Here is a 15,923-nt window from a genome sequence, read left to right on the forward strand (position 1 = left end):
GGCGGCTCTCCTCCTTATGATTCGCGGGTGAGCTGCGCCTGAATCCTGTCTCCGTAGTCGGAGAAGGCGCTGCTGTTCTCCAACCCGCGCTGCCGCATAAGCTCCTGCAGCCGGAGTCTTTTCAGGGTGAGACCGGCTTCAAGCTCTTTCCGCTCACCCTCTGCGGCAGTCCCGCTGCTGTGGCAAGCCGCCACCAGCTGCTCCAGTGTTACACACTCCGCACGCAGCGTGACTTCTTCCGGCAGCAGTCCGGCGTTCTTCATGATTTTGAAGGACATGCGCAGCTCCTCGGAAACTGCGGACAAATCCTCCAGCTCCAGTGGCTTGCCATGTCCCGGCAGCTTCTCGAATTCTCCGTTTCGCATAGCTTCCTGAATCCGCTGCTCCGCCAGCCAAGATAATATCGCCATGCCAACGATCCCCCCTCTCCAGGAAAACTGCCTGTCCACAGCAGGTCAGCCCGGCGGCGCATGGCCGTTTTTCCTATATTTTAGCACAGGTGATGAGGGAAATCATGCATTCATAAGGCAGGCCGGCTCACTTCTGCTTGAGATAACCGCGTTCCCCGTAAGGCAACAGCCGTTCCAGCCACTTGCTCTCCAGCTCCGGAAGCAGCTTGCGGTATTTGGCCGGCTCCGATACCTCCGCCACAAAATCCTCCTCGGGCCTGATCCGCTCCAGAATCTCAAAAGCAAACGCCTCCTCCCCATGCTCCCTCCAATCCGCCTGAAGCGCCTTGTTGTCATGATTGCCGATATCCAGCATGAATTTATGCTTGTTCCAGACGCCGTCCGGGTTCTGGCTGCTGCCCTGCGGTTCTGCCACGGCTGCTCGATGCTGTTGATGAAATCCGCAGCCTCTTAACGGGAGCTGCCTTAATTGATTTTTTGGACAATCGCTGCAATATCACAGCTTTCCAGAATATCACCGGGATAGTCCTTGTTCACAAGCTCGATCATAGCCTGGCCAATTTCCGGGAGCGAGATCATGTATTGCGGAAAGAGCGGACGCAGAAGAGGATATAGCCACCCGATAGCATAATAATATTTATGCGTACGCTTCGAGCCCGGGGTGGGACGGATGAAGGCGGGACGGATAAAATAGGTTTTACGGAAGGGCAGCTTCAGCAGATCGTTTTCGGTCTTCCCTTTGACTCTTGCCCACATGCTGCGTCCCTGTTCTGTGCGGTCTGTCCCCGCTGCGGTAACATAACAGAACACCATGTCCGGGTTCCATTGCGCCAGCAGTTCCGCTGCATGCAGAGTAAGATCATGCGTCAGCCGGTAGTAGGTCTCTTCCTTCATCCCGGCTGAAGACACCCCAAGGCAGAAGAAACAGGCATTATAGCCTGCCAACCGCTCCCCAAGGTCTGAAAGCGCAAAGAAATTCTCATGGATGATTTCTGTCAGCTTCGGATGAACAATGCCGCAAGGCTTGCGGTTAATGGCGAGCACCTCTTCCACAGTTGGATTCAGGAGGCACTCATGCAGCACACCTTCCCCCACCATGCCGGTTGCCCCCGTAATTATCGTACGAATCTTCACATTTGCCGCTTCCTGCTTGGCAGACATGTTATTCCCCCTTCTGTTTCTCTGCTTCCCTACCCAGAAATATTACCATACGCAGCCCAATATACAACCGGCGCCTTTCTCCGTCCCCGCCGCGTTGCGCCAAAAAGCCTTATCCCCGATCCCCAGGACCATCGGATAAGGCTGCATTCATTCAGGGATGCGGACATCCTCCAGAATTCTTTTTTTACGATAGCAGCGATTCTGCGCCGTCAATTACAATTTGTGCTCCCGTAATATGGATGGATTCATCCGAGGCAAGAAAGGATACCAGATCGGCCACATTTTCCGGTTTGCCCGGTCCGTCCGCAAGCGGTTGTGCACCTTCGGGGAACTCAATGGGGATTACAATCGTATCTACCTCCTCATTGAATTCCGTGCTCTCATCGATGTTGGTGGAGATGGCTCCGGGACAGATGACGTTGACGCGGATTTTGAACTTCGCCAGCTCCAGAGCCGCCATCTTGGCAAAAGCAACCTGCCCCGCCTTGGTTGTACTGTACGGCGACCAGCCAAAGCTGGCGAACCGGCTGTTGCCGTTGATGGAGCTGGTGATGATAATGCTGCCTTTGCCTCTTTCCTTGAGATGGGGGATGCTGTATTTCAGCGTCAGGAAAGTGCCGGTCAGATTCACAGACATCGTACGCTCCCAATCACTTACACTCAGTTCCTCAATCGGCCCTACTGCACCGTTGATCCCCGCATTGGCAAAAACAATGTCCAGCCCGCCGAAATGCTCTATTGTTCTGCGTACAGCCTCCTCCATCCGTCCGGCATCCGAGGTATCCACATCAATGGCTAACGCGCAGTTCTTGCGCAGCTTGTTCAGCTTCTGCTCCAGGACGGAGGTACGTTCATTTACCAGATCAAACAAGGCGACATTTGCGCCTTCACGGGCCATTTGAATCGCGGTCGCTCTGCCGATTCCGGAGCCCGCTCCTGTAATTATGGCTGTTTTGCCGACGAAACGCTGCTTTTTCGCTATATTCGGGCTCATATGTACACTCCCCTTCCAATTCGTCCAACTTAAGTGGCTCTGTTTCAAGATTACCCAAACAGGCCTTGATTATAATCAATTTATGCAAAATTTGCACAAACTTCATGCAACGTGCACAAACCAGCTTGTGAAATATCCGCCAGCCTGTGTGCCAGGCCCCGTACAGCCCACTGCTTAGGCTGAAGAATCACAGCCGGAAATAAAAAGAGGCCCACTGCAGTGTGACCTCCGCTTCGTTCCTTCAATTCTCCAGCTGCCGGACATCCACCTTCACCGTCAGCTTGCCGCCCACTCCGCGGTAGACTCCTTTTACAGGTACAATGTCCTTGTAATCCCTGCCGTGGCCCAGCTTGATGTACCGCCAGTTCACTTCAACATTATTCGTAGGATCAAAACCCAGCCAGCCTGTGCCGGGAATATGCGTCTCCACCCAGGCATGCGAAGCCTGCTCGAAATTGGCATTGCCCCCCTGAAGGTCGCCGACAAAATGATAGCCGCTGACATACCTGGACGGCAGGCCGACACTTCGGCAGACGGCAATCATCAGATGGGCATAATCCTGACACACGCCGCGTTTGAGCTTCAGCGCTTTTTTGACGGTCGTGTTGACACTGGTGGCTTCAGGATCATACGTAAACTGCTCATAGATCGTCGAAGACAGCTTTTTGGTCCATTCGTACATATCCTCTGCTTCATCAAAAGGGTGCTGCGAAGCAAACTCCACAAGCTCGGGCGTCACTTCGGTATAACGTGTGGGCAGAATAAACTCCACATAGCGGTTCTGGAATTTCTCATCGTTCAGCAGCTTCACCTGCTCCTCCAGCGGGATACGCGGCAGATCCCAGCCCTGTGCCTTATCGAGTGTAACCACAGTCGCCTTGGTGTGAATCACCATTTCCGTGTGCGGCTTATTAACTGAATATGCATGTACCCGGTTGCCGAAAAAATCCTCATAGGTGAGCAAATTCGCCGGCGGAGACACCTCTATCTCATGATGATAGCAGGATTGCCGGTAATTGGTCCGCGGCGTAAGCCGGATTTCATTGACACTGTCCGTAACCGGCTCCGGATAGCTGTATGTGGTCGTATGATTGATCTGAATTTTCATACGGAAACTCCTTCACGGCGAAAAAAGGCGCCTTCCATTGTTTTGCCCAGCTTCTGGCAGGAAAGCATTAAGGACTTCAATACATCCTCCACCAGATCACCCGACATCTCTTCCTTTTCCATATAATCCAGCTCGGCCTTGATCTTCCCGGCTTGGCGGATTACCCGCTCGTGACCGGAGCCCTTCTCGGAGGAATCCAGCTCCAGCTTGGCTAAATGCTCCTCCAGCTTGTGGAATGAGAAGCGGATCGAACGCGGAAAATACGCATTGACAATCAGGAACTCCAGAATGCTCTCCGGCGACATCGCATCGGCGTAATACCGCCGGAAGGCCTGATACCCGCTCACTGACTTGAGCACCGCCTGAAGCTGGGTGTAAATCGCATTGACCTCCTTGGACTTGCAGGATACCGTAACTGCCTGAAGAATCCGGGTCGTATTCTCTGCACGCTCCAGGAATCGTCCGCTCTCAATAAACCGCCATTCGTTGGCCCTCAGCATTACAGACTGCTCCGCTCCAAGGAACATCGCCGCACGCTCTTTGACATGCTGGTAGAACTGATGGGGTCCGCTCATTATATCCGCCACCGACTGTTCTCCAAGCCACAGGTTGAAGCTGTTCACTATATCCCACAGCTCGCTTGGAAGATGCTGCCGCAGGGTACGAAGGTTATTTCTGGCCTGATGTACACACGAGAATAATGAATTGGAATTGCCAAGGTCCAGGGTGATAAACGACAAAACATCCTGCTCGCAAAAGCTGTCAAATTGCTGTTGATATTCATTTCTGACACCAAGGGCATCAATCAGCCTTGACCACTTGTGTCCTTCCGCCTGAAAATCCTCTTCCTGCTGAATATGATAATGAACATCGATAAGCCGTGCGTGATTCTCCGCCCGTTCAATGTACCGGCCAATCCAAAACAAAGCTTCCGCGTTGCGATTCAGCATCGTAGCCACCCCTTCGTTTCATGTATTGATGCCGCACTTTGTTAATTTTGAAGCGATATGCTGTATGCGCTTATGCCATGACCCATGTATCCTTCACGCCCCCGCCCTGGGATGAATTGACCACCAGCGAGCCTTCCTTCATGGCGACACGGGTCAGGCCCCCGGGAATGACATGCGGCTTGCGGTCCGCGCCCATCAGCACAAAGGCCCGCAGGTCAATATGGCGCGGGGTCATGCTTCCCCCGGAGAGCACCGGAGCCCTCGACAGCGACATAATCGGCTGGGCGATATAACGGGCCGGATCAGCAAGGATTTTGAGCCGGAAATCCGCCAGCTCGTCCTTGGTTGCCTCACTGCCAATCAGCATGCCGTATCCGCCGGACAGCGAAGTCTCCTTCACCACCATCCCGGACAGATTATCCAGCACATACTGGCGTTCCTGCGCCCGGGCCAGCAGATAGGTCGGCACATTCCCCAGAATCGGCTCCTCGTTCAGATAATAACGGATCATATCCGGAACATACACGTACATCGCTTTGTCGTCGGCAACGCCGGTTCCCGGCGCATTCGCGATGGCAATATTCCCTGCCCGGTAGGCATTCATCAATCCGGCAACTCCCAGAAGCGAGTTCGGCTGAAACGCCAGCGGATCTATGAAGTCATCATCAAGCCTCCGGTACAGCACATCCACACGCCGCAATCCGTTCATTTCCTTCAAATATATCTTGTGGTCCTGGGCAACCAAATCGCGGCCTTCTACTAAATGTATTCCCATTTGCTGGGCAAGAAAAGCATGCTCGTAGTATGCAGAGTTGTATTCTCCCGGGGTCAGCAGCGCAATGACCGGGTCTTTTGTCCGTGACGGGGAAAGACTGCGCAGCACGGACAAAAACCGGTTCAGGCTGTGGTCCACATCCCTTATGGAGCTGGCAAAGGACAATTCGGGAAACAGCTGGTTCATCAGGGATCTGCCTTTAAATAGGTAGGAAAACCCTGAAGGGGTCCGCAAATTGTCTTCAAGCACATAATATTCCCCGTCGCGATGACGGATCAGGTCTATCCCCGAGGTAGTAACATAAGCGCCGCCGGGTACTCTTAGGCCGGACATCTCCGGACGGAAGTAGCAGTTGGAGATGATCATCCGGCGCGGCACGATACCGTCTTTGACAATGTACTGCTCATGATAGATATCATGAATGAACAGATTCAAAGCCGTTATCCGCTGAACAATGCCGGCTTCAAGCCTCTCCCATTCCCCTTTGGGGATAATTCGCGGAATCATATCAAAGGGAATCGTACGCTCCATAGGATGATCCTGTGCCGGATTGTACAGCGTAAACGTAATTCCCTCTTCCATCATCCGGCGCTGCATGAGATTCTGCTTGCCCAGCAGCTCTTCGGGGCTCATCCCGGAAAACATGCGGTTGACATGTTTGTAATGCGGCCGGATGCTCCGCTCATCGGCATACATTTCATCGTAAAAATGCTGCAGCGGATACGGAGACAGCCCGGGCAGAGGATCTAGTTTGGACATGAGCCCGACTCCTTTCGGATCAATATAATGTGTAAAGTTTGCTTACAAATTAGCTTACATTTTAGAAATTAAGCACGAAAATATTAAATGATACATTCATAATACGTAAATGCTAATATTCATGTCAATATATATAACAGCAAAATGGAGTTTATGAATCATTAAGCAGGCGTGGAATCGCTTCCTTTCTCACGGAAGTGCTTTGCGGGGGCATAAATAGGAAGAATACATAGAATTGTATGCGGGAACACTGACAAGCAGTACTATTATGAATTTTTCATATGTTGATTTTTTAATATAGGTGGAAACAGCTGCGCCGTCCTTGGCCGGGCAGCGCAGCTGTTAGCATTTCAGATGTAAGGCCGGCTGCTGAAGCCAGGCGGGAAGCCAAGCGGATAAGGTCTCTTCATATTCCCCCGGCCGCTTTTTCACTTGCGTTAGCGGGAAAAAGGAACCCTAACCGATCCGTTTCTCTCCCTTGCAGAGGAATACGCCTACATTATGATGAACTTGAACCCTTCATCCAAAGGGCAGCCATTTTAGTGGGAAAAAGGATAACTAAGGTAGCGCATTCGGATTCCGGATCATCCCTAGTGGGAAAAAGTACAACTAATCCGGCTGAATTCAGCCGGATGGGGGGAGCGGGCCTCTATTAAGTGTACAAAATCCCACTAAAGCCCGTTAATGCCAGAATTCCAGCCCATTAGTGTTACTTTTTCCACTTCGCTTCCGTTCCCCATGAATCTCTCCGTTGTGTTCCATCAGCTTTTCCAGGTTTTCAGTTCAATTCATATAAACCTGAATTTCGAAAGTAAGTATCCACAAATCATCTATAAAGCTCTACACGAAGAGATGTCTTGCTACAAACAGCTTGCACCCAATGGGTGAAGGAAAAAGAGGGGTTATCCCTTGTCCTATCCGGATGGGTTCAATTCACTCACTTTCGAAATCCAGGATAAATTCTTATCTTTTTAAGCAGAAACGGCTACGCCGTCCTTATCTGAGACGGAGTGTTTCAGCGGGAAATAGAAGGATAATTGAATATGCAAAGCATATAAATTCTATATTTTAAAAAAGAGCAGCCGCTGCTTTTATAATAAAAGCACGGCTGCTCCTGGCACCGGACACCCATAGTTACAGACAGGCAGGTTGGTTATTCCTGCTCTTCGTACGGCTCTTCCTCGTCAATCATGCCGGCGAAAAGGGCGTGGACGAACTGGGTGGAATCAAACGGCTGCAAATCTTCCATTTTCTCGCCCAGGCCCACCAGCTTCACCGGCAGGTTCATTTCCTGCCGGATTGCAACGACAATTCCGCCCTTGGCCGTACCGTCCAGCTTGGTCAGTACCAGACCGGTAACCCCGCTTTTTTCTCCAAAAAGCTTGGCTTGAGTCAATGCATTCTGGCCGGTGGTGGCATCCAGCACCATCAGCACCTCATGCGGCGCACTGGGAATCTCGCGCTGGATCACGCGGAAGATTTTGTTAAGCTCTTCCATGAGATTGCTCTTATTCTGCAGTCTGCCTGCGGTGTCGCAGATTAATATATCCGCGTTCCGCTGCTTGGCAGCCTGGACGGCATCGAACATTACCGCTGCCGGATCTGAGCCCGCCTGCTGCTTAATGACATCAACACCGGCACGCTGGCCCCATACCTCAAGCTGCTCAATGGCTCCGGCACGGAAGGTATCCCCCGCTGCCAGCAGAACCTTTTTGCCCTCTTGCTTATAACGGTGCGCCAGCTTGCCGATGGTAGTTGTCTTGCCCACGCCGTTTACGCCAACAAACAGAATGACCGTGATCCCGTCCGGATTTTCCCGCAGACTGTTGTCATCATCGCCGCGCAGCAGCTCCATCAGCTTCTGTGACAAAATCGGCTGAAGCTCGGCCGCATTCTCGATGCGCTGCTGTTTCACTTCGGTTCTCAAATCCTCCACCAGCGTCATTACGGTATTCACGCCGACATCGGCGCCGATCAGAATCTCTTCCAATTCCTCATAGAACTCATCATCTATCTTTTTGCGGCGGATGATCAGGTCGGAGACCTTCTCTACGAACCCTTTGCGGGTCTTCTCCAGACCGTCGCGGAACTGTTTCGTTACGTTCTCCGTTTTACCGGAGATGCTTTCTTTTAATTTCCGGAAAAAGCTCATATTGTTCCTCCTAAAAGTTTGGGGAGCGTTGCTTCCTTGAATAATCTTTGCGTACAAAACTCACTTCGGAAGCATTTGCTTAGTTTTGGGAGCATAGGCCTTCTGTGATCAGCTTCGTTCAAAACTGGCTTCGCAAGCACAGCGAACCTATGCAATCTCCGCTTCTTCATCCTCCAGCTTAACGGAGACGAGCTTGGATACTCCGCCTTCCTCCATTGTGACACCATAGAGCACATCCGCCTCCTCCATGGTTCCCTTGCGGTGGGTGACCACAATAAACTGCGTCTGCTCGGAGAACTCGCGCAGATACTGCGCAAAGCGCACGACATTGGCTTCATCCAATGCGGCTTCAACCTCATCCAGTACGCAGAACGGAACCGGCTTGACCTGAAGGATGGCGAACAGCAGCGCCATCGCGGTCAGCGCACGCTCTCCTCCGGATAACAGCTGCAGGTTTTGCAGTTTTTTACCGGGAGGCTGGGCGACAATATCAATTCCCGTATCCAGCATATGCTCAGGGTCCAGCAGCATAAGGTCCGCCCGGCCGCCGCCGAACAGCTTCGAGAACACGGTGCCGAATTCATGGCGGATCGCGTCAAAGGTCTGCTTGAAGCGTTTGGACATCTCTTCTTCCATCTCATGAATGACATGGTACAGCGTCGTTTTGGCTTCCACCAGGTCATCCTTTTGGCTGCTGAGAAAGGTATAACGCTCATGCACGCGCTGATACTCCTCAATTGCTCCCAGGTTCACCTCGCCCAGCGAAGAAATGCTGCGTTTGAGCCGCTGCACCTCTGCCTGGGCCGCAGGCACATCCTCAGGAACAGGATAGCGCTGCTTCGCCAGTTCATAGCTCAGCTCATAATCGTCGCTCAGCTTGCGCAAAATATTATCCAGCTCAACATCCAGACGCCCCACAGCCACCTCGGTTGAATGCAGCTTGTCATCGACTGATTTCAGAGCCTGGCGCTGATCCTTGGTCTCGCCTTCGGCAAGCTCCAGCTTGCGCGTCAATGCGGCGCGGTCGGCACGCGCCAAATCAAGCTTGGCCGCGGTCTCATCTTTCTTCAGGCGGTAGCTGTTCAGGTCTTCCTTCTGCTTGACGGCTTCCTTCGCATTTTCCTCCAGATCCTGCTCAATGGTAATCAGCAGGCTGCGGCTCTGGCGCAGCTCTTTATCCTGCGAGCCCGCATCCTGTCTCATGCGCCGCAGCTGCTCCTCCAGGGAAAAAATCTCCTGGTCCAGCTTGCCCTCGGTCACCTTCATCCCGGTCAGCTTGCTCTGCAGCTCTTCCTTAGCGGATTCATTCGCCTTGCGTGCGGATTCAGCATTCCTGATCGCCTCATGGGCATCCTTCTCTTCCTTCTCCAGCCGCTCAAGCTCAGCGGTCGCCTGCTTGCGGCTCTCATCCAGGGCACGCGCCTCGCTCTCGAAGCCGCTGCGCTCGGCCCCGGCACCCTCTACCTGCTCCTGCACATGGCGCAGCTCCTGCTCCAGCTGCTTCAGATCGCCGGAGACACGCTGCTCCTCCAGGCGTTTCTCATCACCGTCATGACGCAGCTCTTCCAGCTTACGCGATGCCTTCTCCTGTTCTTCCCGCAAGCGGCCGATGCCCTGCCTCAGCTTCGCAATTTGCCGCTCGCTCTCTTCAATCTCGCCGGATAGCTGGTCCAGCTGGCGTTTGCGGCTCAACAGGCTGTTGTTCTTCTTGTGCTGGCTGCCCCCGGTCATGGAACCGCCCGCATTGACTACGTCGCCTTCCAGAGTCACTACCCTATAGCGGTATTGGCATTTGGCCGCGATGCGGTTGGCCTGCTCCAGACTCTCGGCAATCACCACATTGCCCAGCAGGCTTCCAATTATACTTGCGTATTTATCCTCGAAACCAACCAGTTCCGCACCGATCCCGACAAACCCGTCCGCACCTTCAACCATTGCACGGTCGCTTCCGCCAATCTGCCGGGGCCGGATAACATCCAGCGGCAGAAAGGTCGCCCGGCCCAGCTGGCGCTGCTTCAGAAAAGCAATCGCTTGCCGGGACACCGCTTCGTTATCCATAACGACATGCTGGAGCGAAGCCCCCAGCGCGGTCTCTACAGCCATTTCCAGCTTCTCGGGAACCGAGATCAGCTCGGCAACCGCACCATTTACACCTTGAAGCTGACCTTTGCGCGCACCCTTCAGCACCTCCTTGACACCAAGCATGAAGCCGTCGAAATCATCCTGCATTTCCTTCATCGTGTCATGCCGGGAAACCTGGGCTTCACGCTTTTGCTCCCATTTGCGTAAGCCCCCCTGTGTCTCCTCCAGCAGCTTCTGGCGTTTGCTGGTCTGCTCGCTCTCGTTGATGTAAGCATTGCGCAGTGCGCCGATTTCTTTGCCCAATGCGGCAATCGTATTCTTCAGCCCGCTTTGGGCCGAAGTCAATTCCTCCAGCCTGGCCGTCCATTTGCCGCTTTCTTCCTCGCTGCGGCTCATTCTGCGCTCCAGGCTCTCCTTCTGCTGGTCGGCATAGCGAATTTCGTTCCGGGCCTGTGCCATCAGGTTCATCAGCTCCAGAAGAGCACTCTTCAGCCTCTCTTCCTTGCTCTGGCTAATGCCCACGGCGACGCCTTCCAGCCTGGACTCCTCGTCCGCCAGCTGCTTCCGCAGCTCCTCAAGAGACTGCCGGGACTCTTGCAGCTTGCGCTCCAGCTCTGCAAGCTCGCGCTGCCGGTCGGCGGAACGCTCGCCTACAGAGCCCAGCGTTGCCATCAGCTGCTCCCGGTTGTTCTCCAGATTCCGCCTGCGTTCCTTAAGCAGCTCGCCATAGCCTTCGCTTTTCTCATTGGCTTCGCTATAACGCAGCAGCTGTTCCTGCAGCTTCTCTACCTCTTCCTCCAGAGTCCGCAGCTCGGCACGTCCGCTTTCGAGCTTGGCATCATGGGCGGAAACCACTGTAGACAGCTGAAGCTGTTCGTTACGCAGCACTTCCAGGCGGTCATTGCCTTCCTTCCAGGCGGTATGTATACCTTCGATCTGATGGACATACACTGAGATTTCCAGTTGCTTGAGCTGCTCGCGCAGTTCCTTGTACCGGATTGCCTTCTCGGATTGATCCTTAAGCGGTCCCACCTGATCCTCCAGCTCACTGATCAAATCATGAATGCGCAGCAGATTCTGCTCGGTTTCATCCAGCTTGCGTCCCGCATCTCTTTTGCGCGATTTATATTTAACAATACCTGAGGCCTCTTCAAATATGCCGCGGCGATCCTCGGACCTAGTACTGAGTATCTCTTCAATCCGGCCTTGTCCAATAATCGAATAAGCCTCGCGCCCGACGCCGGTATCCATGAACAGCTCTGTGATATCCTTCAGACGGCAAGCCTGCTTATTGATCAGGTATTCACTTTCTCCGCTGCGGTGCACACGGCGCGTTACGGTCACCTCGCTGAAATCCAGAGGCAGCACGTGATCCTCATTATCCAGCGTCAGGGACACTTCCCCGTAGTTCACCGCTTTGCGCGCATCGCTCCCGGCAAAGATAATGTCCTCCATCTTGCCGCCGCGCAAGCTTTTGGCGCTTTGTTCACCAAGCACCCAGCGGATGCCGTCGGAAATATTGCTTTTGCCGCTGCCGTTGGGACCTACTACGGCTGTAATTCCGCGCACAAATTCCATTTCCGTTTTGTCGGCAAACGATTTAAAGCCAGCTAATTCAATCCGTTTCAAAAACATACCCTCTTATTCACCTCTGCCCCATTATACCATAGCGTTTCAGCGCCTAAAATAGCCCCAAACAGAAACGGTTCCGCCATTCTTTTTTTCAGCGGGAAATATAAAAATGAACACCCTGCAGGCAATCACTCCTGTCCCCCAAATACCCACACAAAGCCATCCATGCCGCTGACGCGGCACCACAGAGGATGGAAATTGGGGTGGATTTTGTTGTGTTTAATTTCTTGCGGCCTTTGAGCGCTTATCCTCATCCGTAAAGTTATTTCCAGGGTAGTGGGGCCTTGGCTCCGATGTTTACTCAGGTACTTTGCGGGGACCCCAAAACAGATAAATTCTTATCTTTCAGGCAAAAAGCGCTTCGCCGTCCTTTCGAAATCGAGATGATTTAGCGGAAATTTGAAGGATTCCGGATGCCGTGAAGCCGTTAGCCTAATATCCCGAAAAAGAGCAGCAAAGGTCTGACCCCCGCCCGTACGCCGGCATTCAGACCATTGCTGCTCTCCTCCGCTAGACTTCCCCACTATGTGGAGCCATGTCTCTGAAGACCATTTCAAAAGGTTCAACTGAACATCAAAATATTGTGCAGTACGGCGCCTAAGCGCCATCTTCCTTCAGTTCCAAAAGTGCCGCTGCCGCTGCCTGCTGCTCCGCTTCCTTCTTGGAGCGTCCGCTGCCGCTGCCAAGTGACCGGCCGGCCATATAGACCTCAGAGACGAATTCCCGTTCATGCGCCGGACCGCGTTCTTCAATAATCCGGTATTCCAGCGTACCCATTCCGTGATGCTGAATCAGCTCCTGAAGCTCCGTCTTGAAATCGCTCATCTGCATTTGCAGCTTGCCGTCCGTCTCCACCAGCGGGAATACGTGATTATCCAAAAACCGGCGTGCCGTTTCCAGCCCTTGGTCCAGGTAAAGCGCTCCCACGAAGGATTCGAACACATCGGCCAGCAAGGCCGGGCGGGTTCTGCCGCCCGTAAGTTCTTCCCCTTTACCCAACAGTACATAGCGTCCAAAACCCAGACTCTCCGCGAATCTGACCAAGGAAGGCTCGCACACAATGGCCGCCCGCAGCTTGGTCAATTCGCCTTCAGGCCTGTCCGGAAGCAGGTTGTACAAATATTCAGACACCGTCAGCTCCAGAACCGCATCGCCCAGAAACTCCAGACGTTCGTTGTCCTGGTGCTGATTGAACCGGTGTTCATTCACATAGGATGCATGGGTAAAGGCCTGCTTCAGAAGTGCAGCATCGTGAAATTGGATTTGAAGTTGGCTTTGTAACTGCTTCAGGTCTCCTTTCACTGCACTGTCTCCCCTACTGATTATATTTTTTGAGAATAACTGTCGCGTTATGTCCTCCGAAGCCAAAAGAGTTAGACATAACAATGTTAAGCTCTGCCTTGCGCGGAACATTCGGAACATAATCCAAATCGCATTCCGGATCGGGATTGTCCAAATTAATGGTTGGGGCAATCATGTTCTTTTGCAGGGAAAGCCCGCAAATGATCGCTTCCACCCCTCCGGCAGCACCAAGCAAGTGGCCTGTCATTGATTTGGTCGAGCTGATTGCAACCTTGTAGGCATGCTCGCCCAAAGCCTTCTTGACGGCAGTAGTTTCCGACCGGTCCCCCACAGGAGTGGAGGTTCCGTGCGCGTTAATGTAATCAATCTCTTCCGGCGCAATGCCGGCGTCGCGGATCGCCATCTTAATACAGCGTGTCGCGCCATCCGGATCAGGCTCAGTCATATGGTGGGCATCTGCACTCAGTCCGTAGCCGATAACCTCGGCATAGATCTTCGCTCCGCGTTTTTCGGCATGCTCCAGTGATTCCAGAATCAGAATTCCGGCACCCTCTCCCATGACAAACCCGTCACGGTCCGCATCAAACGGACGGCTGGCCTTCTCAGGCTCATCGTTGCGTGTCGACATGGCTCTCATTGCACAAAAGCCGGCCATGCCTGTCGGACGGATGGTCGCTTCGGAACCGCCGCAGATCATCGCGTCCGCATCTCCGCGCTGGATCAGACGGAAGGACTCGCCAATGGAATGGCTCCCTGTCGCACAGGCTGTCACTGTTGTCGTATTCGGGCCTTTGGCTCCCAGATTAATGGACAGCTGGCCTGATCCCATATTCGCAATCATCATCGGAATAAAGAACGGGCTGACCCGTTTAGGCCCTTTCTCCAGCAGAAGATTATGATTGTCTTCCCAGGTGCCCAGTCCTCCGATACCGGAACCGACAGATACGCCGATCCGTTCCGCCTCGATATCTTCACCGATTACTAGACCGCTGTCCTTCAGTGCATCTTCTCCGGCAGCCACGGCAAATTGAACAAAACGGTCCATCTTGCGGGCCTCCTTGCGGCCAAACCGTGCCTCAGCATCAAAATCTTTAACTGATGCTGCTATCTGCGTAGTATACTCACTGACGTCGAAGGCATCAACTGTTGATACTCCGGATTTGCCGCTCATCAGACTGTCCCAGAACGTGTCCAGATCTTTGCCCAGCGACGTCATCACGCCCATACCGGTAATAACTACTCTATGACTCAAACGCAATCACCCCATCTGTAGGCTGTATCTTCTTCATTTATAAAACTATATAAACTTCAGCTGCCGCTGATCCAATGACCCTCGGTTCTGTTATTTTCCCCGTAAAGGTGCTTAGGCATCCTTTGGCTAAGCTTTTGCTTTGTAAAATGAGGAGAAGTCCCGCCCTGATAGGAACGGGACTCTCAATCATAATGACTCTAGGTATGAGATTGTATGTACTTCACAACTTCACCCACGGTCGTAATCTTCTCTGCATCTTCATCAGAGATTTCCATATCGAATTCATCTTCCAATTCCATAACCAATTCTACTACATCAAGAGAATCAGCACCTAAATCATCTTTGAAAGACGCTTCTAATGTTACCTCAGCTTCATCGGCACCTAAGCGGTCGATGACAATGCGTTTTACACGCTCCAATACATCGGACATCCGGTTCACCTCCTCTTTTGGTATTATACGAGATATGAAGTCAAAATACCATAGAGCTCAAAAAACGCTTTCCGGCCGCCCCACTTCTCTTTCCCCGTAAGACTTTACAGCTTTTTGGACCTTACATGTACATTCCGCCATCCACGTGAAGCGTCTGGCCGGTCATGTAGGCTGCCCCTTCCGAGGCCAGGAATGCAACCGTCATGGCAATGTCCTCCGGCCGCCCGAGCCGGGCAAGGGGAATTCCCTTCTCGTACTCGCTGCGGACTTCATCGGACAGCTCATGAGTCATCTCGGTATTAATAAATCCCGGTGCGATGCAATTCACGGTGATGCCCCGTGAGGACAGCTCGCGTGCCGCCGACTTCGTCATCCCAATGATGCCCGCCTTGGCCGCAGAATAGTTCACCTGCCCCGCATTCCCAATTACGCCTACAACCGAAGAAATATTGATAATCCGCCCGTAACGCTGCTTCATCATCGGGCGGGTTGCCGACTTAAGACAGTTGAATACGCCCTTGAGATTCGTTTCGATGACCTGGTCAAATTCTTCTTCCTTCATACGCATAATCAGATTGTCCCGGGTAATGCCGGCATTATTGACAAGAATGTCAATTTTGCCCCAGGTGCTGATAACCTCTTTCACCAGATTCTCCGCCTGCTGGCTGTTGCCGACATCGCCTTTGAGCGCAAGGCCCTCCGAGCCAAGTTCGGTGATACGGGCTACAGTCTCCTGCGCCGCCGTTTCGTTGCCGGAATAATTCACAGCCACCTTCACGCCGTACTCCGCAAGCAGAAGCGCAATGCTGCGGCCAATGCCGCGTGATCCGCCTGTGACAAGAGCTGTCTGGCCTTTTAATGCTGAGAACATGCCATATTCCCCTTTCATCCATTCAACATTGCTTGATTTCGCTT

13 protein-coding genes are annotated in these 15,923 nt (G+C 52.9%); all 13 read right to left on the reverse strand.

The window, feature by feature from the left end; all coding sequences use genetic code 11:
• Positions 1 to 14 precede the first annotated feature (14 nt).
• Positions 15 to 410, reverse strand: a complete 396-nt coding sequence (locus tag HYD27_RS05520; protein ID WP_219212358.1) for a DnaJ family domain-containing protein — start codon at positions 408 to 410, stop codon at positions 15 to 17.
• 127 nt (positions 411 to 537) lie between these two features.
• The gene (locus HYD27_RS05525) at positions 538 to 825 is read right to left on the reverse strand and encodes a GIY-YIG nuclease family protein (protein WP_219212360.1); all 288 of its coding nucleotides are present in this window, start codon (positions 823 to 825) and stop codon (positions 538 to 540) included.
• A gap of 50 nt (positions 826 to 875) precedes the next feature.
• The gene (locus HYD27_RS05530; RefSeq protein WP_219212362.1) at positions 876 to 1,571 is read right to left on the reverse strand and encodes a Rossmann-fold NAD(P)-binding domain-containing protein; all 696 of its coding nucleotides are present in this window, start codon (positions 1,569 to 1,571) and stop codon (positions 876 to 878) included.
• A gap of 184 nt (positions 1,572 to 1,755) precedes the next feature.
• Positions 1,756 to 2,565, reverse strand: a complete 810-nt coding sequence (locus HYD27_RS05535; RefSeq protein ID WP_219212364.1) for an SDR family oxidoreductase — start codon at positions 2,563 to 2,565, stop codon at positions 1,756 to 1,758.
• Between the two features lie 241 nt (positions 2,566 to 2,806).
• Complete coding sequence (locus tag HYD27_RS05540) at positions 2,807 to 3,673, reverse strand: transglutaminase family protein (RefSeq protein ID WP_219212366.1); 867 nt, start codon at positions 3,671 to 3,673, stop codon at positions 2,807 to 2,809.
• Complete coding sequence (locus HYD27_RS05545) at positions 3,670 to 4,623, reverse strand: alpha-E domain-containing protein (protein ID WP_219212368.1); 954 nt, start codon at positions 4,621 to 4,623, stop codon at positions 3,670 to 3,672. The genes HYD27_RS05540 and HYD27_RS05545 overlap by 4 nt, the downstream gene beginning before the upstream one ends.
• Positions 4,624 to 4,693: 70 nt before the next feature.
• Complete coding sequence (locus tag HYD27_RS05550; protein WP_219212370.1) at positions 4,694 to 6,157, reverse strand: circularly permuted type 2 ATP-grasp protein; 1,464 nt, start codon at positions 6,155 to 6,157, stop codon at positions 4,694 to 4,696.
• 1,153 nt (positions 6,158 to 7,310) lie between these two features.
• Positions 7,311 to 8,309 (reverse strand): signal recognition particle-docking protein FtsY, encoded by a 999-nt coding sequence (gene ftsY, locus HYD27_RS05555; protein WP_219212372.1) that lies wholly within the window; start codon positions 8,307 to 8,309, stop codon positions 7,311 to 7,313.
• A gap of 147 nt (positions 8,310 to 8,456) precedes the next feature.
• Positions 8,457 to 12,026: a chromosome segregation protein SMC gene (smc, locus tag HYD27_RS05560; protein WP_219212374.1), complete on the reverse strand. Its 3,570-nt coding sequence runs from the start codon at positions 12,024 to 12,026 to the stop codon at positions 8,457 to 8,459.
• Between the two features lie 594 nt (positions 12,027 to 12,620).
• Complete coding sequence (gene rnc, locus HYD27_RS05565; protein ID WP_219212377.1) at positions 12,621 to 13,325, reverse strand: ribonuclease III; 705 nt, start codon at positions 13,323 to 13,325, stop codon at positions 12,621 to 12,623.
• Between the two features lie 13 nt (positions 13,326 to 13,338).
• Entirely contained in the window at positions 13,339 to 14,577 is a 1,239-nt protein-coding gene (fabF, locus tag HYD27_RS05570) for a beta-ketoacyl-ACP synthase II (protein WP_219212379.1), read from the reverse strand.
• A 197-nt stretch (positions 14,578 to 14,774) separates the two neighbouring features.
• Positions 14,775 to 15,008: an acyl carrier protein gene (locus tag HYD27_RS05575; RefSeq protein ID WP_019911228.1), complete on the reverse strand. Its 234-nt coding sequence runs from the start codon at positions 15,006 to 15,008 to the stop codon at positions 14,775 to 14,777.
• 121 nt (positions 15,009 to 15,129) lie between these two features.
• Positions 15,130 to 15,879: a 3-oxoacyl-[acyl-carrier-protein] reductase gene (fabG, locus tag HYD27_RS05580; protein WP_219212380.1), complete on the reverse strand. Its 750-nt coding sequence runs from the start codon at positions 15,877 to 15,879 to the stop codon at positions 15,130 to 15,132.
• Positions 15,880 to 15,923: the final 44 nt, after the last annotated feature.

Source organism: Paenibacillus sp. S150, assembly GCF_019352175.1.
Taxonomy (GTDB): domain Bacteria; phylum Bacillota; class Bacilli; order Paenibacillales; family Paenibacillaceae; genus Paenibacillus_AQ.